The sequence below is a fragment of the Duganella rivi genome (assembly GCF_009857435.1).
GTDB lineage: Bacteria > Pseudomonadota > Gammaproteobacteria > Burkholderiales > Burkholderiaceae_D > Rugamonas > Rugamonas rivi.
The window spans coordinates 644,332-662,556 of sequence record NZ_WWCK01000006.1 but is presented as its reverse complement, the minus strand read 5'-3'; the positions used below and the strand labels follow the sequence as shown (position 1 = coordinate 662,556).

Below are 18,225 nucleotides of genomic sequence, written 5' to 3'. Positions count from 1 at the left end.
GAGAAAGATCAAAAGTGCGTTCTGCGTGTCCAAATGACAGAGCTGACCCTGAATTGCTGCTTTTTTTTTCGCTGGCCTTTCTCTATCATGCCTAGCACTGCGCAACGACCATTTCTGGAGCCGCTTTCATGACCTCTCAAGCTTCTGCCACTATCGCTCCGTACGGCGCTTGGCCTTCGACCATCAGCGCTGCGCGCGTGGCGGCCGGGGCGACGCCTTTGTCGTCGCTGATGCTGGGCGGGGCCGATGGCAGTGATATTTTCTGGCTGGCCGGCCGGGCGGCGGAGGCGGGGCGGAATACGCTGCTGCGCTACCACGGGGTGAATACCGAGGAATTGACGGCGGCGCCATTCAATGTACGTTCGCGGGTACATGAGTATGGCGGCGGCGCTTATACCGTTGATGGCGAGACGGTGTATTTCACCCACTTTAAGGACAACTGCGTCTACCAGATGGTTGCTGGCGAGGAGCCAATACGGGTGACGCAGGCCGGCAAGCAGCGCTTCGCTGATTTTGCCGTGAACCGCGACCGCCAGCGGCTGATCGCTGTGCGCGAGCTGCATGGCGGCGACGAGCACGCTCAGCCAACCAACACGATCTGCGCGATCGCGCTAGGCGACGGTGCCGAGACGGTGTTGGTGCAGGGGGCTGACTTTTATTCGTCGCCGCGCGTCTCGCCGGATGGCCGTTCGCTGGCCTGGCTGAGCTGGGATCATCCACGCATGCCATGGCAAGGCACCACGCTGTGGCTGGCCGATTTTAACGACGACGGCACTCTGGCCACGCCAGTCCGCATCGCCGGCGGCGCCGACGAATCGATCTGCCAGCCCGAATGGTCGCCCGACAATCTGCTGCACTTCGTCTCCGACCGCAGCGGCTGGTGGAATCTGTACCGCCTGTGCCGCGACCGCCAGCGCACCGAAGGCCTGTGCCCGATGCAAGCCGAATTCGCCACGCCGCACTGGACATTCGGCAACAGCATGTACGGCTTCCGCTCGGCCAGCGAAATCATCTGCACTTATATCGACAAGGGCGTGAGCCGCCTCGCACGCCTGCTGCCGGGCAGCGGCAAGCTGGAATGCATCGCCAATCCATACGAAGAAATCCGCGAACTGCGCGTCGGCAACGGCTACATCGCCATGCTGGCCGGCGGCCCAACCATCCCGATGGAACTGGCGCGCATCGACTTCACCGAGGAAGGCGTCGAAATCCTCGCGCAATCGATTGAAGACCTGCCGGATGAAGCCAATCTCTCGATCCCGACCAGCATCAGCTACAGCAGCGCCAACGGCCGCACCTCGCACGCCTTCTACTACCCGCCGCGCAACAAGGACGTGCAAGCACCGCAAGGCAGCAGGCCGCCGGTGATCGTCATCGGCCACGGCGGCCCCACCGGCATGACCGTCAACACGCTCAACCTGAAGACCCAGTACTGGACCAGCCGCGGCTTCGGTGTGCTAGACGTGAACTACGGCGGCAGCACCGGTTTCGGCCGCGACTACCGCGACCTGCTCAAAGGCCAATGGGGCATCGTCGACGTGGAAGACTGTGTGGAAGGCGCCAAGGCGCTGGTCGAACGCGGCCTCGCCGACGGCGATCGCCTGATCATTCGCGGCAGCAGCGCCGGCGGCCTCACCACCCTGTGCGCGCTGACCTTCCACGATGTCTTCAAGGCCGGCGCCAGCTACTACGGCGTCTCCGACCTGAAAGGTCTCGATCAAGACTCGCACAAATTCGAGTCCCACTACAACGAATACCTGATCGCGCCGAAAGCGCAAGCGGACGCCGTCTACGCACAACGCTCGCCAATCAACCACACTGATAAACTGTCGCGCCCCATGATCTTCTTCCAAGGCCTGGACGACAAGGTAGTGCCGCCGCAGCAATCGCAAATGATGGTCGATGCGCTGAAGAAGCGCGGCATCCCGGTCGAATACGTGGAACTGGAAGGCGAAGGCCACGGCTTCCGCAAGGCCGAAAACATCATCCGCACACTGGAAGCGGAACTGAACTTCTACCAAAATATCTTTAAGCTGAACCACGCATGACCGATCCCAAGCTGCTCGCTGAATTCGACGCGCTGCCCTTTAACGAAAAAGCGATACTGGCGCTGCTTGCGCTGGTCGGCGAGCCTATGGGCCGTACCGCCATCCTCGATCACCTGAACCACGCCCGCATCGAATACAACGACGACGGCAAGCAGTACACGGTCGCCACACTGGACGACGCGATGGCCAAGCTGGAACGGCTGGCCTTCATCAGCGTGGTGACCGGACGCGGTTTTATCTGCAATCCGAAATTGCGCTGGCCAGCGATCCGCTCCGCTATCGGCACCCACGCAATGGAAGACCTGTGCGCGGCCTACGCCGAACTGGTGCCAATGCGCCAGACGTGGAACAGCATGGAGCCACGCAGCTACCGCGCCGGCATGGCGCGCCTGCGGATGGGCCTCTTGCGCGGCCATAATCCGCAGCAGATCCAGTCGGTGCTGGCATTCTGCCTTGGCAGCTACGAGGCGGCGCAGCTGCATCCTATCGTTGACATCTTTGGCCGCCCGTTCGAGCCGGGGATGATCGCGCTAGTGAGTCCACTGCTGCAAGACGACGTGCTGGCAGTGCTGATGCATCACTCCGAGCAAGAACCGCACACCGCACCGGTGTTGCGCGAATACTGCGAGATGCACATGCAGCGCCGCCACGGCGACATCAACTCCGAACTACGCATGGCAATGGCTGAAGACGCGCTGCTGTGCGGCCGCCTTGATGACGCCAAGCGCTATCTGGAACGCACCACCGGCGCGCAAAGCCAGTACCTCGCCAGCATCGTGGTGCTGCTGCGCGGCGCGGCCAGTGCCGCCATCGTCGGCTTTGACGTGGCGCTGAAAACGCTGCGCCGCGATACCGGCAAACGCAAGCAGCTATTCACCGGCATGGGCGGCAATCTGTATCTGCTGTCGGCGCTGCGCAGCGGCGATCCGCGCCATTTGAAATCGGCCGAAGCGTACTTGGAAATCGCCGTCAAGCTGCCGAAGAATCACGACAGCTCGGTGCATCAGATGATTGATCTGCTGCGCCAGATCCGCGCCGGTGTGATGCAGGTCGATACCGTGTCGGCGCTGCCGTGGGAGCCGGGCCTGCAAACGCAGATGTTCCAGTTCCTGCTGTACTTCTGGCTCTCGCTGCCGGAACTGCAGGAGCGCAAGGAACAGTTGCAGGACTTGGTGAAGAATGCCGAGCGCGCAGGTTATCTATTCATCGCCGGCCAGGCCGCAGCGCTGCTGGGCCAATTGGGCGACAGCGAAATGCAGATCCACGCGCAAGCACTGCGCTCGCGTCTCGGCTTCCCGGATATGACGACGTGGTTCGAGCGGCAGGAAGGCTGGCAGCGCCAGCTCACGGCCCTCATCAACTTGCAGCAGCCGGCAACCGCTGATACGGCGGGCAGCACGCGCCTCGTGTGGCTACTGACCTACGATAATCGCAACGGCCTGACCGACATTTCGCCGGTAGAGCAGAAGCGCGATGCGCGCGGCTTGTGGAGCAAGGGCCGCGCGGTGGGCTTGAAGCGCTTGCGATTCGAGTCCGAACAATTCAACTTCCTCACGCCGCAGGATATCCGCGCGGCGGAAGCGATCACTGTGGCGCATCGCGGCTATCAGTCCACCGGTCTCACTTACGAGATCGATCCGCAGCGCGCCGCACCGGCCCTGGTCGGCCACCCGCTGCTGTTCTGGTCTGATCTGCCGGATATGCGCGTGGAGATGCTGTCCGGCGAGCCGGAACTGCTGGTCAAGCGCAGCCCCGGCAACCTCGAACTGCGCTTGCAGCCGCCGATCCCGGACGATAACTCCTCGGTGGTCATCACCAAGGAGACGCCGACGCGCCTGCGCGTGGTGAACATCCTGGAAGAACACCGCAAGATCGCCGCCATCGTTGGCGATGCGCTCAATGTGCCGTCGCACGCGGAGCAGCAAGTGCTATCGGCCATCAGCGCTATCTCCTCGATGGTGACGGTGCAGTCGGATATCGGCGGCGCCGCGCCGGACATGGAGCAAATGGAAGCCGATATGCGCTTGCACCTGCACCTGCTGCCTTACCAGCACGGCCTGAAGATGCAAATCCTGGTACGCCCGCTGGTCAACGGCGCTTACTACAAGCCGGGCGACGGCGCCGATAGCGTAATCGCCGACATCGGCGGCAAGCCGGTACAGGCGCGCCGCAAGCTGATTGACGAACGCGATGCGGAGCGCGATCTGATCGCCAAGTGCCCGGTGCTGGAATCGGCCGAACAAGATCACGGCGAATGGCTGATGGGCCAACCGGCACTATGCCTGCAACTGCTGGTGGAGTTGCAGGAGCTGGATCCGGCCAGCATCGTCATCGCGTGGCCGGAGGGCGAGAGCTTCCGCGTCACGAACAAGGTCGAGACCAAGCAGCTGCGCCTCGCCATCAAGAGCAACAAAGACTGGTTTGCCGCCAGCGGCGAACTGCAAGTGGACGAGGGCAAGGTCATCGACCTGCGCACACTGCTCGAAATGATGGAAAAGAGCCACGGCCGCTTCGTAGAGCTGGGCGAGAACCGCTACATGGCGCTGACCGAGGAACTGTATCGCCGCCTGCAGGAAGTATCAGCTTATGGCGAGATCACCGCCGACGGCATCCGCCTGCATCCACTGGCTTCGTTCGCGCTGGAAGAACTGGCCGACGATGTCGGCGGCCTGAAATCGGACAAGCTGTGGAAGGAACACTTGTCGCGCATGCAGGAGCAGGAAACCTTCACGCCTGAACTGCCAAGCACCCTGCAAGCGGAACTGCGCGACTACCAAGTGGAAGGCTACAACTGGCTGTCGCGCCTTGCGCATTGGGGCGTGGGCGCGTGCCTGGCCGACGATATGGGTCTCGGTAAAACCTTGCAAACGTTAGCGCTGATGCTATCTCGCGCACCGAAAGGGCCAACGCTGGTAATCGCGCCAACCTCGGTGTGCATGAACTGGATGAGCGAAGCGGCGCGCTTCGCACCGACGCTCAATATGCAGCTGTTCGGCGCCGGTGACCGTGCCGCGATGCTCGGCAATCTGCACGCCTTCGATGTGGTGGTGACCAGCTACGGCCTGCTGCAATTGGAGTCCGAGCTGTTCTCCAAAGTGCAGTGGAATACCATCGTGCTGGATGAAGCGCAGGCCATCAAGAACAGCGCCACCAAGCGCTCGGCCGCCGTGATGGCGCTAAAGGGCGAGTTCCGCATCGCCGTCACCGGCACGCCGCTGGAAAATCACCTCGGCGAATTGTGGAACCTGTTCCGCTTCATCAATCCGGGCCTGTTGGGCAGCATCGAGCAATTCAACCTGCGCTTTGCCGCGCCGATTGAAAAGCCGCAGGATCACCGTGCCGAACTTGGCGCGCGCAAGCGTCTGCGCCGTTTGATCCATCCATTCATCCTGCGCCGTACCAAATCGCAGGTGTTGACCGAGCTGCCGTCGCGTACCGAGATCACGCTGGAAGTGGATTTGTCGGCCGACGAAACGGCGCTGTACGAATCGCTGCGCCGCGCCGCGCTGGAAAATCTGGAGAAGGTCGAAGGCCCGGCCGAGAAAAAATCGATCCAGATACTGGCCGAGATCATGAAACTGCGCCGCGCCTGCTGCAATCCGAACCTGATTGCACCGGAGCTCCAACTCACCAGCAGCAAGCTCGCGGCTTTCGCGCACTTGCTGGAAAACCTGTTGGACAACAAGCACAAGGTGCTGGTGTTCAGCCAGTTTGTCGATCACCTGTCCTTGATCCGCGCGCACTTGGACGAGCAGGGCGTCAGCTACCAATACCTGGACGGCTCGACCTCCATGGCCGACCGCAAGAAGCGCGTGGACGCCTTCCAGGCCGGCGAGGGCGATGTGTTCCTGATCTCGCTGAAAGCGGGCGGCGTCGGCATCAACCTGACTGCGGCCGATTACGTGATCCACATGGATCCGTGGTGGAATCCGGCGGTGGAAGACCAGGCCTCTGACCGCGCCCACCGCATGGGCCAGTTGCGGCCGGTGACGATTTACCGCCTCGTGGCGCGCCACACCATCGAGGAAGGCATCGTCGATCTGCACCAGCACAAGCGCGACCTGGCCGACAGCCTGCTGGAAGGCAGCGATGTCAGCGGCCGCATGTCGGCCAGCGAAATGTTAGCGATGCTGCAAGAGGGCTTGAAAAAATAAAACCAGAATAAGTCGGCTTGTATCGAACGCTCTCAAGCGAGCCGATTAGTGATAATCTCCTCCGCTTCTGATACAAGGCTGTATATGATGATTAAGACAAAATTTGCAGTGGCTGCGCTGATGGCGGCCCTCGCAGCCGCGCCTGCCGGTGCGGCAACGCAGCACCACAAAAAGAGCAGCGCCAAGGCGACCACGTCGAGCAAGGCCAAGAGCAGCAAGCCAAGCAAGAGCAAGGGTAAGACCACCACCAAGGCTTCCGGCAAGACCAAGGCGGTAGCTGCTGCGGCCGCCGTGCCTGCATTGAAGGTAGCGTCGGAGCGCTGGCAAGACCGCCAGTTCGACAACCTGAGCAACCAGTTCCTCAACGCGCTGTGGCGCATCGATTCGGAAAGCGCGATCTACGCCGGCAAGTACGACACCGCCGCCACCCTGACCGTGTTCGACAAGGCCGAGCAAGACAAGGAACTGGCCTTCATCGATGAATGGAAGGGCAAGTTCACCGCCGTCAACGCGAGCAAGCTGTCGTCCAAGCAGCGCACCGACCTGGGGCTGCTGATCAACAAGCTCGATAGCGACCGCTTCCGCCTGACCACCTTGCGCGAGTGGGAATGGAATCCGGCCAGCTACAACGTGGCCGGCCCGATCGACCTGATTCTGAACACCGAGTACGCGGCACAGCCACAGCGCCTGCGCACGCTGCTCAAGCGCATTTCCAGCATCCCGGCTTACTACGAGGCGGCGCGCGCCAACATCGTCAATCCAACGCGCGAGCACACCCGCCTGGCAATCAAACAGGCGCCCGGCGTGCAGCATTTGCTGACCGAGGTGGACAAGGCGGCGCAAGCGTCGATCCTGACGCCGGTGGAGAAGCAAATGTTCACCCAGCGCGTAAATGCGGCGCTGAACGCGGTCGATGGCTACGTCGCCTTCCTGACCGAGATGGACAAGCAAATGGACACCAAGGGCCGCCGCACGTTCCGCCTTGGTAAAGACTTGTACGAGCAGAAGTTTGCATTCGATATCCAGTCGGCCAGCACTGCGGAGCAAACTTACCAGAAGGCCTTGGCCACGCGCGAGGAACTGCTGTCCAATATGGACAAGCTGTCCGACGAGCTGTGGGATAAGACCATGGGCAGCACCGCCAAGCCGACCGATCGCTTTGCCAAGATCGGCATGGTGATCGATAAGCTGTCGGCGCGCCACGTGGCGCGCGAAGATTTCGTCAACGAGATCAAGCGCCAGATCCCGGTGCTGCAAGACTGGGTGATCAGCAAAAACCTGCTGACCCTGGATCCGAACAAGCCGCTGGAAGTGCGTGCAACGCCGGCCTACGCGGCTGGTGTAGCAGGCGCCAGCATTGATGCGCCGGGCCCGTATCGTCCACAAGACCGCACCTTCTACAACGTGACGCCGCTCGATGGCGCCACGGCGGAAGCGGCCGAAAGCAGCCTGCGCGAGTACAACTACTGGATCTTGCAGATCCTGAATATCCACGAAGCGATTCCGGGCCACTACGCGCAACTGGTCTACGCCAACCGTTCGCCGTCGATTGTGAAGTCGATCTTCGGCAATGGCGCGATGGTGGAAGGCTGGGCGGTGTACGGCGAGCGCATGATGCTGGAGTCCGGCTATGGCGATAACGCGCCGGAGATGTGGCTGATGTACTCCAAGTGGAACCTGCGCAGCGTGACCAACACCATCCTCGACTACAGCGTGCACGTGCTGGGCATGACGGAAGAACAGGCGATTGATCTGCTGACCCGCCAAGCGTTCCAGACGCGCAGCGAAGCGGTGGAAAAGTGGCACCGGGTGCAGGTATCCTCGGTGCAGCTGACCAGCTACTTCAGCGGCTACAGTGAGATCATGGAATTGCGCGAGCAGCGCAAGCAGCAGTTGGGCGCCAAGTTCAACCTGAAGGAATTCCACGAACAATTCCTCAGCTACGGTAGCGCCCCGGTCCGCGTGATCAAAGGCCTGATGACGCAGTAATCCTGCGCTCGCTCAAAGTGATGGGCATGTGATTCGATACGATGGAGAACGGCTGTAGTTCAGCCGTTTTCTGCTACGATCAAATCGGGGAGGTAGCATGGACATGCCTATCAAATTCGACACCCATCAGTACATCAGGAGCTTGATTGAAGCCGGCATTCCGGCAGATCAGGCGGAAGCGCAGGCGCTGGCACTAAGCCATGCGATGGCCGAGGCCACAGTGGCGCCAAGCGAGCTGGTGCTGCTTCGCACAGATATGACGGCACGCATAGAAATGTTGCGGGCGGATATCTACGCCAAGCTCGATGCATTGGCGGTGGGCATTAGCGCCAAGCTCGATGCATTGGCGGCGGGCATTAGCGCCAAGCTCGATGCATTGGCGGCGGGCATTAGCGCCAAGCTGGAGGCACTGGAGGATCGCTTCAACGCTAAGCTTGAAGCGCTTGAACAGAGCATGCGGGCCTATGTGGACCGCAAGTTCACCACGGTATATTGGATGCTTGGCGTGTCGTTTGCCTTGCATGCGGTTACGATCGGCATGCTGCTGAGAATAATGGACCGACTGCCCTAGCTCAGGCTTTTTCTTCTGGGGCGGTGGAGATGCGGACGAATAGGGGGGCGACTAGCAGGCCCAGTTCGAACAGCAGGCACATTGGGATGGCCAGCGAAAACATCGAGACGGCATCAGGCGGCGTCACGATCGCGGCAATCACGAAGGCGCCGACAATCGCGTAAGGACGAATCTCTTTCAGCTTGGCCACACTCACCAAGCCCATGCGCACCAGGATCACCACCACCACCGGCACCTCAAAGGTCGCGCCAAACGCCAGACACATCGACATGACGAAATCGAGATAGTTCTCGATATCCGGCGTCACCGCAATCGACTGCGGCGAAAACTCGGCAATGAACTGGAACACCCGGCCAAACACGAAGAAGTAGCAGAACGCCACGCCGGCCATGAACAGCACCGACGACGAAATCACCAGCGGCGCAATCAGGCGCTTCTCGTGGGCATACAGGCCCGGCGCCACGAACGCCCACAGCTGGTACAGCACCCACGGCAAAGCCAAGATAATCGACAGCACCAAGGTCACCTTCATCGGCACCAGGAACGGCGAAATCACGCCGGTGGCGATCATCTTGGAGCCGACCGGCAGCGAACGGATCATCGGCTCGGCAATGATGTCGTAGATGTGCGAAGGCCCCGGCCAAATCATCAGGCCGATGCACATCAGCGCAATGCCGATCGAAGCCTTGACCAAGCGGTCGCGCAGTTCGATCAGGTGAGAGATAAAGGTCTCTTCGCCCGGATTAGGAGTGGTCATTTAAAAGAAAGAGCTATGGGTAGGGCCGCGGGGACGGAAGCGGGCCACCCGCGCCGCGCCCGAGGTCACATGCAGCTTGCCGCCGTGGCGCTGCTTATACCAGTTGGGAATGGCTGAGTTGCGCACCAGCTTCTTGCGGCGGAACTCGCGCGCCTTGCGCGACAAATCTTCCGTGGTGACGTTGCTGAACGAAGCCGGCTCGTACGAATACGGATCGGCAGCCGGCGTTTCGCTGAACGCGTTTTCCACCTCAGCCATATTCTGCGAGATCGAATTTTCCACATCCGACTTGATATTCTGGGCAGCGTCCTGCACTTCCTTCTTCATGTTGCGCAGTTCTTCCAGCTCGATTTCGCGCGAGACCTCGGATTTCACTTCGTTCAGATAGCGCTGGGCGCGGCCATACAGCGTCCCGGCCATGCGCGCCACCTTGGGCAGCTTTTCAGGGCCGATGACGACCAGCGCAACCACGCCGATGACAGCAAGTTTGGTAAGACCGAGATCGATCATAAGAAGTGATTACGTAAGCGAATGCTTACTTCTTCTCTTTCGTATCGACGTCGATGGTGCCCGGTGCTGGAGCGGCTGGCTTGTCTTCGTCCGCGCCCTTCACGCCATCTTTAAAGCCCTTGACGGCTTTGCCGATGTCCGAACCCATGTTACCCAGTTTCTTGGTGCCGAAAACCAGCATCACGATGACCAGAACGATCAGCCAATGCCAAATACTAAAAGAACCCATCATATTCCCCTAAATTCGTTGATTCCCAGAACTGCTGCGACAGTATAAGCGAAGCGCAGTCGCTGCGGTAAATGTAGTCGCTCAGCAGCAATTAACGCTGGCCGCGCCACGGATGCGCGCCGCCGATGACGTGCAGGTGTAAATGGTACACCTCCTGTCCGCCATCCGGCCCACTGTTGATTAGCGTCTTGTAGCCGCGCTGTGGCGCGCCGTCGGCATCATAGCTTACTGCACAGCCGTTTTCCTCCGCCAAGCGAGGGGCCAGCGCCAGCATTTTGCCCAGCAGTGCAGGCTCGGCGGCCGCATCTTGCAGCGTGGCGAAATGTTTCTTTGGAATCACCAGCAAGTGCACCGGGGCGGCTGGGTTGATGTCCTTGAACGCCAGCAGGTCATCATCTTCATACACGGTGGTCGAAGGGATTTTCTTTTCGGCTATTTTGCAAAAGATGCAGTTTTCCACTCGAAGGCTCCGATTATTCTTTACGGGATGCTTTTTCCTCGATGCCGGACACGCCCTCGCGGCGCGCCAGTTCATCGAGCACTTGTTGCGGTTTCAGGTCGAACTGGGCCAGCAGCACCAGCGTATGGAACCACAAGTCGGCCACTTCGTACAGCACCTTGCCGCTGTCGCCGCCGGCGCGCGCGTCCTTGGCGGCCATCACGGTCTCGGTGGCTTCTTCGCCGATCTTCTTCAGGATGGCGTCGTCGCCCTTGGCAAACAGCTTGGAAGTGTAGGAGGTGGCGGGGTCGCCGCCATTGGCCGGCTTGCGCGATTCGATCACGTCGGCCAAGCGGTCAAGAATGGTGCTCATTTGCCTGCCTTGTAAATATCGTTAGGATCTTTCAGCACCGGCTCGGTGTTCTGCCAGTCGCCTTCGTGCTCATCGCCTTCAAACTTCTGGAAGAAGCAGGAGTGGCGACCGGTGTGGCAAGCGATGCCGCCGGCCTGCTCGATTTTCAGCAGTACCACGTCTTCATCGCAATCAAGGCGGATTTCCAGCACTTTCTGCGTGTGGCCGGACTCTTCGCCCTTGTGCCACAGCTTCTTGCGCGAACGGCTCCAGTAGACGGCCTCACCCAGCTCCACGGTCTTGGCCAAGGCCTCGCGGTTCATCCAGGCGAACATCAGCACGTCGTTGCTGCCCGCTTCCTGGGCGATCACCGGCACCAGGCCGTGTTCGTCCCACTTAATTTTTTTCAACCAGGCCGCCTTCGGCTGGATGCTTGGAGTACTCATTTTTAATTCTCTTAAACCAGGCGCATCGGGATGCCCTGTTGTGCCATGAAGCGCTTGGCTTCCTGCACCGTGTGTTGACCGTAGTGGAAGATGCTGGCGGCCAGCACCGCATCGGCCTTGCCCAGCTTGACGCCGTCGGCCAAGTCTTGCAAACCACCGACGCCGCCGGAAGCGATCACCGGAATGCTGATGGCATCCGACACGCCGCGCGTCAGGCCCAGGTCGAAGCCGGACTTGGTGCCGTCTTTATCCATGCTGGTCAGCAGGATTTCACCGGCGCCCAGCTGTTCCATCTTCTTGGCCCACTCGATGGCGTCGATGCCGGTGGCTTTGCGGCCGCCGTGGGTGAATACTTCCCACTTGCCCGGCGATACCTGCTTGGCGTCGATCGCCACCACGATGCACTGCGAACCGTGCTTTTGCGAGGCGTCGTACACCAGCTGCGGATTCGACACTGCCGACGAATTCATGCTGACCTTGTCCGCGCCGGCGTTGAGCAGGCGGCGTACATCGGCCACCTCGCGCACGCCGCCGCCTACGGTCAGCGGGATGAACACTTGCGACGCCACCGCCTCGATGATGTCGAGAATCAGGCCGCGGTTATCGCTGGTGGCGGTGATGTCGAGGAAGGTCAGCTCATCGGCGCCCTGCTCGTCGTAGCGGCGGGCGATTTCCACCGGGTCGCCGGCGTCGCGCAGCTCGGTGAAGTTGACGCCTTTAACGACACGGCCATCGGTCACGTCGAGGCAGGGGATGATGCGTTTAGCCAGCATTATTCTTCCGTATCTTCTTCGAGCAAGTCACCGCTCAGTTCGTCAGCACGTTCCTGTGCCGAGGCCAGATCGATGGTGCCTTCGTAAATCGAACGGCCGCAGATCACGCCTTCGATGCCTTCGTCCTGCACTGCGCACAGGGCTTCTACGTCGGCCAGGTTATGCAGGCCGCCGGAGGCAATCACCGGGATCTTGACGGCTTGCGCCAGCTTGACGGTGGCTTCGATATTCACGCCGCCCATCATGCCGTCGCGGCCGATGTCGGTGTAGATGATGGATTCCACGCCGTAGGCTTCAAATTTCTTGGCGAGGTCAATCACTTCGTGGCCGGACATCTTGCTCCAGCCGTCGGTCGCTACCTTGCCGTCCTTGGCATCCAGGCCAACGATGATGTGGCCAGGGAAAGCGCCGCACGCATCGTGCAGGAAGCCCGGCTCTTTCACGGCGGCGGTGCCGATGATGACATAGCTGATGCCGGCGTCCAGATAGCGCTCGATGGTGTCGAGGTCGCGGATACCGCCACCCAGCTGTACCGGGATTTCATCGAGATCGTTTTCTTCCGCGTAGTCTTGCACCACTTTCAGGATGGCTTTGACCGCGCCCTCGTTCTTCGGCTTGCCGGCAAAGGCGCCGTTCAAGTCAACCAGGTGCAGGCGGCGCGCGCCTTGCTTCAGCCAATGCAGGGCCATCTCGGCCGGATCTTCGGAGAATACGGTGGCGAGTTCCATATCGCCTTGTTTCAAGCGAACGCAGTGACCGTCTTTGAGGTCGATGGCAGGAATGAGCAGCATGATGGTTTAAGTTAAATTAAAAAAGAGAATCAAGGGTTCCAGTGAACAAAGTTTTTGTATAGCTGCAGTCCGGCCGCGGCGCTTTTCTCCGGGTGGAACTGGGTCGCAAAAATATTATCACGGGCGACAGCGCAACTGAACGGCGCACCGTACACGGTTTGACCGACGGTGTGCGCCGCCTGTTCCGGCTGGGCAAAATAGCTGTGCACGAAGTAGAAGTAGGCGTTGTCCGCAATATCCTGCCACATCGGATGAGACGCCGTTTGCTTGACTTGGTTCCAGCCCATTTGCGGAACCTTGAAGCGCGAACCGTCTTCCTGCACTTGGCCATCGAGCTGGAAACGCACCACCTTGCCCGGCAGCAGGCCCAGGCCGGCGGCATTGCCTTCCTCGCTCACATCAAACAGCATTTGCTCGCCGATGCACACTCCCATGAGAGGTTTGCTGCGCGACGCTTCCAGCAGTGCCTCCTGCACGCCGGATTCGCGCAAGCTGCGCATGCAGTCCGGCATGGCGCCCTGGCCCGGCAGCACGATGCGGTCGGCCGATTGAATGTCGGCCACTTCGCCCGAAATCAGCACGTTGGCTTCCGGCGCCACGGCGCGCAGCGCCTGCGCAACCGAACGCAGATTACCCATGCCGTAATCAACTACTACGATTTTTTTCATGACGTATTTATCAACCCGTTACAGGGTGCCCTTGGTCGACGGGATGGTGCCGGCAGCGCGCGGATCCAGCTCGGACGCCATGCGCAGCGCGCGGCCAAAGGCCTTGAACACGGTCTCGCACTGGTGGTGAGCGTTGGTGCCGCGCAGATTATCGATGTGCAGGGTGACCAGCGCGTGGTTGACGAAGCCGCGGAAGAATTCCAGGGTCAGGTCGACGTCAAAGGTGCCGATCATCGCGCGCGTGAACGGGATGTGGTATTCGATGCCTGGGCGGCCGGAGAAATCCAGCACCACGCGCGACAGCGCTTCGTCCAGCGGGACGTAAGAATGACCGTAACGGACGATGCCCTTGCGGTCGCCGATGGCTTTGGCCACCGCCATGCCCAGCGTGATGCCGACGTCTTCCACCGTGTGGTGGTTGTCGATATGGATATCGCCAGTGGCTTCGACTTCCAGATCGAACAGGCCGTGGCGCGCGATCTGATCCAGCATATGGTCGAGGAAAGGCACGCCGGTGTTCAGTTTCTGTTTGCCGGTGCCGTCCAGGTTGATGGATACGCGGACTTGCGTCTCGTTGGTGTTGCGGATGATTTCTGCGGTGCGGTTCATGAAAAGCTCGCGATGGTGTCAGGCTGCCTGCGATGCGGCGAAGGCATCGAGGAAGGTGGAATTTTCTTCCGGGGTGCTAACGGTGATACGTAAACAATTGGCCAGCACACTATGCATTTTACTCACATTTTTAATTAATACCTTGTGAGACAGCAGTTTTGCGTGGATGGCGTCGGAATCGGGCACGCGAATCAAGATAAAATTCGCCGCCGATGGAAATACCTCGACACCCGGCGTGGCGGCCAATGCCGCCGTCAGATCGGCGCGTGCGGCGCGCAACGCGGCTGCCTGCTGGTTCAGCACCTCCACGTGGTCAAGCGCGAATTCGGCTGCAACCTGGGTCAGCACGTTGATGTTGTAAGGAGGCCGCACTTTGTCGAATTCCGTCAGCAATTGCGGCGCGGCTGACATGTAGCCGAGGCGGATGCCGGCCAGTCCCAGCTTCGACACGGTGCGCATCACCACCAGATTCGGAAATTCAGGCAAGCGATTCATAAAGGTTTGCTGGGCAAACGGCTCGTAAGCCTCATCGACGATGGCGAGGCCGAAACCGTCCAGCGCCTTGATGATGGCGACGATGTCCTCTTCCGCAAACAGGTTGCCGGTTGGATTATTCGGGTAAGACAAAAATACCAGGGCAGGCTTGTGCTCTGCAATCGCGGCCAGCATGGCCGGCAGGTCGAGCGTGAGGTCGGCTTTCAACGGCACGCCGACGTAATCCATGCCGGCGAATTGCGCCGAGCGCTGATACATCACGAACGACGGCGTCGGCGCGACCACGGTGGCGCGGCGATCCTGCATGGCGCAGGCCATGCACAGGATCGAAATCAGCTCATCCGAGCCGTTGCCGAGGATGACGTCATAGCCGGCCGGTACGCCCAGCTTGTCCTTGATGCGCTGCTTGATGGTGCTGTAGGCGGCCGCCGGGTAGCGGTTCAGCGCCACGTCGGCCAGGCGCTGGGCCAAGTCCTCCCGCAGATGATGCGGCAGGTGGTAAGGGTTCTCCATCGCATCCAATTTGATGAAACCACTCGCATCGGCAACGTGGTAGCTGGCTACAGCTCTTACGTCGGGGCGGATGGTGCTGTTGATCAGCGTATCGATGGGGGACATCTTACTTGGGCTCCTATGAGTTGACTAAACTTCGAGACTTCTTAATGGGCACCTCTGGTGCTGAGAGGCGTTCCGCGATAATGCTGCAGTATTCAGGGTTCAATTCAAAGCCGACAAAATTGCGGCCGCAACGCTGGGCTGCCACCGCTGTCGTACCGCTGCCCATGAACAGGTCGAGCACCACGCCGTCCGGCGGGCACGAGGCCTTGACCATGCGCTCGATAATCTCCAGCGGCTTTTGCGTGGGATGATCGGCGCGCTCGGGATGCTCGCGATGCAGGCGCGATACGCTCCACAAATCTTTCGGGTTGTAGCCGACTTCCAGCCATTTCGCGCCGACGAAGATCGAGCGCGTGCGGGCTTTCTTGGTCTCGGCGTCGTACGGAATGCGCACGGCGTCCAGATCGAAGTAGTAGTCCTTGCGGCCGACGAAGAAGCCGATGGTGTCATGCACCGACGAGAAGCTGCGCACGCTGCCGCCCATCGACGGCACGCGGCGGTCCCAGATAATTTCGTTCATCATCGTCATGCGCTTTTTCAGCATGACGAAAATCTCCGGCGAAAAACGCCAGGTCAGGAAAATGTACAAGCTGCCGTTGGGCTTCAGCTTGGGCAGGGCGGCGTCGATCCACTGCTCAGTCCAGAGCAGGTAGTCGTCTACCGACTTCTGGTCCGAGGCATTGCCGTAGTCCTTGCCGAGGTTGTACGGCGGGTCGGTCAAAATCAGGTCGATAGAACCATCCGGGATGCGCGCCAAACCGGCCAGCGCATCCTCACAGAAGACCTGATTGAGCCAATCACTCATTTGAGGCGCAGCTCCGCGCTGCGGGCGTGTGCCTGCAGGCCCTCACCGTAAGCCAGTTCCGCCGCAACCTTGCCCAGCGTTTGCGCGCCGGCTTCACTGACGTGAATGATGGACGAACGTTTCTGGAAATCGTACACGCCCAGCGGCGACGAGAAGCGCGCGGTGCGCGACGTCGGCAGCACGTGATTCGGGCCGCAGCAGTAATCGCCCAGCGACTCGGACGAGAAGCGGCCGAGGAACATGGCGCCCGCGTGGCGGATCTTGTCGGCCCATTGCTGCGGCTCGACGGCGGAGATTTCCAGGTGCTCGGCGGCGATGCTGTTGGCGATGGCGCAGGCTTCGTCCATATCGCGCACTTTGATCAGCGCACCGCGGTCGCCCAGCGAGGTCTTGATGACTTCCTGGCGCGGCATGGTCGGCAGCAGCTTGGCGATGCTGGCTTCCACTTTGGCGATGTAGTCGGCGTCTGGGCACAGCAGAATGGCTTGCGCGAGTTCGTCGTGCTCCGCTTGCGAGAACAGGTCCATCGCGATCCAGTCAGGATCGGTGGTGCCGTCGGCAACGATCAGGATTTCCGACGGGCCGGCGATCATGTCGATGCCCACCACGCCGAACACGCGGCGCTTGGCAGACGCCACGTAAGCGTTGCCGGGGCCGACGATCTTGTCGACCGCTTGAATGCTTTCGGTACCGTAGGCCAGTGCAGCCACGGCTTGCGCGCCGCCGATGGTGATGACGCGGGTCACGCCGGCAATCGCGGCGGCGGCCAGCACCATCTGGTTCTTCACGCCGTCCGGCGTTGGCACCACCATGATGATTTCTTCGACGCCGGCGACGTGCGCGGGAATCGCGTTCATCAGCACCGACGATGGGTAGGCAGCCTTGCCGCCCGGGACGTAGATGCCGACTCGGTCCAGCGGCGTGACGCGCTGGCCCAGCACCGTGCCGTCAGCCTCGGTGTAGGTGAAGCCGTTCAGTTCCTGCTTCTGGCGTTCGTGGAAGACGCGCACGCGTTGCGCGGCGATTTCCAGTGCTGCGCGCTGGGCCGCAGGGATGGCTGCGAGGGCAGCTTGCAGTTCTTCCTGCGAGACGTCCAGCGCCGCCATGCTGGTGGCGCCGCCGTTGGGCAGGCGATCAAACTTGTTGGTGTATTCGAGGACAGCGGCATCGCCGCGTGCTTTCACATCGGCGAGGATCTTGCCGACGGCGGATTCGATGGCGTCATCGGTGCTGGCTTCAAACGCCAGCAGGGTGTCCAGACGCTGTTTGAAATCGGCCTGGCTGGAATCGAGCTTGGTAATCATTTTTTGGATGCGCGTTCAAATGCTTCGATAATCGGTTGCAGGCGCTCGCGCTTCATCTTCAGTGCTGCTTGATTCACGATCAGGCGCGACGAAATATCCATGATGGCCTCGACTTCTTTCAGGTCGTTGGCGCGCAGCGTGCCGCCGGTGCTGACCACGTCGACAATCGCGTCCGACAGGCCAACCAGCGGCGCCAGCTCCATCGAGCCATACAGCTTGATCAGGTCAACGTGCACTCCCTTCTTGGCGAAGTGCGCGCGCGCGGTCTCGACGAACTTGGTGGCTACGCGCAGGCGCGCGCCTTGGCGCACGGCGGTCTCGTAATCGAAACCGTTGCGCACCGCGACCGACATGCGGCACTCGGCGATATGCAGATCGATAGGCTGATACAAACCTTCGCCGCCGTGCTCCAGCAGCACATCCTTGCCGGCCACGCCGAAGTCCGCCGCACCATGCTGCACATAGGTCGGCACGTCGGTGGCGCGCACGATCAGCACGCGCACATTAGGATCGTTGGTCGGCAGGATCAGCTTGCGCGAAGTCTCCGGGTTCTCGGTGACGGTGATGCCGGCTGCTTCCAGCAGCGGCAAGGTGTCCTCGAAAATGCGGCCCTTCGACAGCGCAAGAATCAGCTGCTGGGAGTCGGCTTGGAATGCACTCATGGTGA

At 60.8% G+C, this 18,225-nt stretch carries 18 protein-coding genes; 4 read left to right on the top strand and 14 right to left on the bottom strand.

Translation table 11 applies throughout. The features are described from left to right. Nucleotides 1-128 precede the first annotated feature (128 nt). The 4 genes from GTP45_RS22555 (at nt 129) to GTP45_RS22540 (ending at nt 8,762) form a co-directional block, all read left to right on the top strand. Entirely contained in the window at nt 129-2,048 is a 1,920-nt protein-coding gene (locus tag GTP45_RS22555) for a S9 family peptidase (RefSeq protein WP_161016076.1), read from the top strand. Continuing rightward, nucleotides 2,045-6,202 carry a DEAD/DEAH box helicase gene (locus tag GTP45_RS22550; protein ID WP_161016075.1) on the top strand — a complete coding sequence of 1,386 codons (4,158 nt, stop codon included), beginning with the start codon at nt 2,045-2,047 and terminating at the stop codon, nt 6,200-6,202. Before GTP45_RS22555 ends, GTP45_RS22550 begins: the two co-directional genes overlap by 4 nt. A gap of 87 nt (nt 6,203-6,289) precedes the next feature. Beyond that, on the top strand, nt 6,290-8,191 hold the full coding sequence (locus tag GTP45_RS22545; protein ID WP_161016186.1) for a DUF885 domain-containing protein: 1,902 nt from the start codon (nt 6,290-6,292) through the stop codon (nt 8,189-8,191). Between the two features lie 97 nt (nt 8,192-8,288). Further along, on the top strand, nt 8,289-8,762 hold the full coding sequence (locus GTP45_RS22540; RefSeq protein ID WP_161016074.1) for a CCDC90 family protein: 474 nt from the start codon (nt 8,289-8,291) through the stop codon (nt 8,760-8,762). Nucleotide 8,763: 1 nt separating this feature from the next. Here GTP45_RS22540 and tatC read toward each other — a convergent pair whose 3' ends face one another. The 14 genes from tatC to hisG form a co-directional block, all read right to left on the bottom strand. Continuing rightward, nucleotides 8,764-9,519 carry a twin-arginine translocase subunit TatC gene (gene tatC / locus GTP45_RS22535; protein ID WP_161016073.1) on the bottom strand — a complete coding sequence of 252 codons (756 nt, stop codon included), beginning with the start codon at nt 9,517-9,519 and terminating at the stop codon, nt 8,764-8,766. After that, nucleotides 9,520-10,029 carry a Sec-independent protein translocase protein TatB gene (gene tatB / locus GTP45_RS22530; RefSeq protein ID WP_161016072.1) on the bottom strand — a complete coding sequence of 170 codons (510 nt, stop codon included), beginning with the start codon at nt 10,027-10,029 and terminating at the stop codon, nt 9,520-9,522. A 25-nt stretch (nt 10,030-10,054) separates the two neighbouring features. Then, entirely contained in the window at nt 10,055-10,258 is a 204-nt protein-coding gene (tatA, locus tag GTP45_RS22525) for a Sec-independent protein translocase subunit TatA (RefSeq protein WP_072783665.1), read from the bottom strand. Nucleotides 10,259-10,349: 91 nt separating this feature from the next. Then, on the bottom strand, nt 10,350-10,718 hold the full coding sequence (locus tag GTP45_RS22520) for a histidine triad nucleotide-binding protein (RefSeq protein WP_161016071.1): 369 nt from the start codon (nt 10,716-10,718) through the stop codon (nt 10,350-10,352). Nucleotides 10,719-10,731: 13 nt separating this feature from the next. Beyond that, nucleotides 10,732-11,070: a phosphoribosyl-ATP diphosphatase gene (locus tag GTP45_RS22515; protein WP_161016070.1), complete on the bottom strand. Its 339-nt coding sequence runs from the start codon at nt 11,068-11,070 to the stop codon at nt 10,732-10,734. Continuing rightward, nucleotides 11,067-11,495, bottom strand: coding sequence for a phosphoribosyl-AMP cyclohydrolase (gene hisI, locus GTP45_RS22510; RefSeq protein ID WP_092281005.1), 429 nt, complete (start codon nt 11,493-11,495; stop codon nt 11,067-11,069). The genes GTP45_RS22515 and hisI overlap by 4 nt, the downstream gene beginning before the upstream one ends. 11 nt (nt 11,496-11,506) lie before the next feature. After that, on the bottom strand, nt 11,507-12,268 hold the full coding sequence (hisF, locus tag GTP45_RS22505) for an imidazole glycerol phosphate synthase subunit HisF (protein ID WP_161016069.1): 762 nt from the start codon (nt 12,266-12,268) through the stop codon (nt 11,507-11,509). Continuing rightward, nucleotides 12,268-13,059, bottom strand: coding sequence for a 1-(5-phosphoribosyl)-5-[(5-phosphoribosylamino)methylideneamino]imidazole-4-carboxamide isomerase (gene hisA / locus GTP45_RS22500; protein ID WP_161016068.1), 792 nt, complete (start codon nt 13,057-13,059; stop codon nt 12,268-12,270). The genes hisF and hisA overlap by 1 nt, the downstream gene beginning before the upstream one ends. Before the next feature lie 29 nt (nt 13,060-13,088). Further along, the gene (gene hisH / locus GTP45_RS22495; protein ID WP_161016067.1) at nt 13,089-13,727 is read right to left on the bottom strand and encodes an imidazole glycerol phosphate synthase subunit HisH; all 639 of its coding nucleotides are present in this window, start codon (nt 13,725-13,727) and stop codon (nt 13,089-13,091) included. An 18-nt stretch (nt 13,728-13,745) separates the two neighbouring features. Continuing rightward, nucleotides 13,746-14,336, bottom strand: a complete 591-nt coding sequence (gene hisB, locus GTP45_RS22490; protein WP_092280997.1) for an imidazoleglycerol-phosphate dehydratase HisB — start codon at nt 14,334-14,336, stop codon at nt 13,746-13,748. Between the two features lie 18 nt (nt 14,337-14,354). After that, nucleotides 14,355-15,449, bottom strand: coding sequence for a histidinol-phosphate transaminase (hisC, locus tag GTP45_RS22485; RefSeq protein WP_161016066.1), 1,095 nt, complete (start codon nt 15,447-15,449; stop codon nt 14,355-14,357). Nucleotides 15,450-15,462: 13 nt separating this feature from the next. Further along, a complete protein-coding gene (locus tag GTP45_RS22480) occupies nt 15,463-16,254 on the bottom strand; it encodes a DNA-methyltransferase (RefSeq protein ID WP_161016065.1) in 792 nt (263 codons plus the stop codon). After that, a complete protein-coding gene (hisD, locus tag GTP45_RS22475) occupies nt 16,251-17,558 on the bottom strand; it encodes a histidinol dehydrogenase (RefSeq protein WP_166454694.1) in 1,308 nt (435 codons plus the stop codon). Before hisD ends, GTP45_RS22480 begins: the two co-directional genes overlap by 4 nt. After that, complete coding sequence (hisG, locus tag GTP45_RS22470; RefSeq protein ID WP_161016064.1) at nt 17,555-18,220, bottom strand: ATP phosphoribosyltransferase; 666 nt, start codon at nt 18,218-18,220, stop codon at nt 17,555-17,557. Before hisG ends, hisD begins: the two co-directional genes overlap by 4 nt. Nucleotides 18,221-18,225: the final 5 nt, after the last annotated feature.

Bases quoted from the DNA above. Each gene is read 5' to 3' on its own strand.
- GTP45_RS22555 (WP_161016076.1), top strand. From the start codon at position 129: ATGACCTCTCAAGCTTCTGCCACTATCGCTCCGTACGGCGCTTGGCCT.
- GTP45_RS22550 (WP_161016075.1), top strand. From the start codon at position 2,045: ATGACCGATCCCAAGCTGCTCGCTGAATTCGACGCGCTGCCCTTTAAC.
- GTP45_RS22545 (WP_161016186.1), top strand. From the start codon at position 6,290: ATGATTAAGACAAAATTTGCAGTGGCTGCGCTGATGGCGGCCCTCGCA.
- GTP45_RS22540 (WP_161016074.1), top strand. From the start codon at position 8,289: ATGGACATGCCTATCAAATTCGACACCCATCAGTACATCAGGAGCTTG.
- tatC (WP_161016073.1), bottom strand. From the start codon at position 9,519: ATGACCACTCCTAATCCGGGCGAAGAGACCTTTATCTCTCACCTGATC.
- tatB (WP_161016072.1), bottom strand. From the start codon at position 10,029: ATGATCGATCTCGGTCTTACCAAACTTGCTGTCATCGGCGTGGTTGCG.
- tatA (WP_072783665.1), bottom strand. From the start codon at position 10,258: ATGGGTTCTTTTAGTATTTGGCATTGGCTGATCGTTCTGGTCATCGTG.
- GTP45_RS22515 (WP_161016070.1), bottom strand. From the start codon at position 11,070: ATGAGCACCATTCTTGACCGCTTGGCCGACGTGATCGAATCGCGCAAG.
- hisI (WP_092281005.1), bottom strand. From the start codon at position 11,495: ATGAGTACTCCAAGCATCCAGCCGAAGGCGGCCTGGTTGAAAAAAATT.
- hisF (WP_161016069.1), bottom strand. From the start codon at position 12,268: ATGCTGGCTAAACGCATCATCCCCTGCCTCGACGTGACCGATGGCCGT.
- hisA (WP_161016068.1), bottom strand. From the start codon at position 13,059: ATGCTGCTCATTCCTGCCATCGACCTCAAAGACGGTCACTGCGTTCGC.
- hisH (WP_161016067.1), bottom strand. From the start codon at position 13,727: ATGAAAAAAATCGTAGTAGTTGATTACGGCATGGGTAATCTGCGTTCG.
- hisB (WP_092280997.1), bottom strand. From the start codon at position 14,336: ATGAACCGCACCGCAGAAATCATCCGCAACACCAACGAGACGCAAGTC.
- hisC (WP_161016066.1), bottom strand. From the start codon at position 15,449: ATGTCCCCCATCGATACGCTGATCAACAGCACCATCCGCCCCGACGTA.
- GTP45_RS22480 (WP_161016065.1), bottom strand. From the start codon at position 16,254: ATGAGTGATTGGCTCAATCAGGTCTTCTGTGAGGATGCGCTGGCCGGT.
- hisD (WP_166454694.1), bottom strand. From the start codon at position 17,558: ATGATTACCAAGCTCGATTCCAGCCAGGCCGATTTCAAACAGCGTCTG.
- hisG (WP_161016064.1), bottom strand. From the start codon at position 18,220: ATGAGTGCATTCCAAGCCGACTCCCAGCAGCTGATTCTTGCGCTGTCG.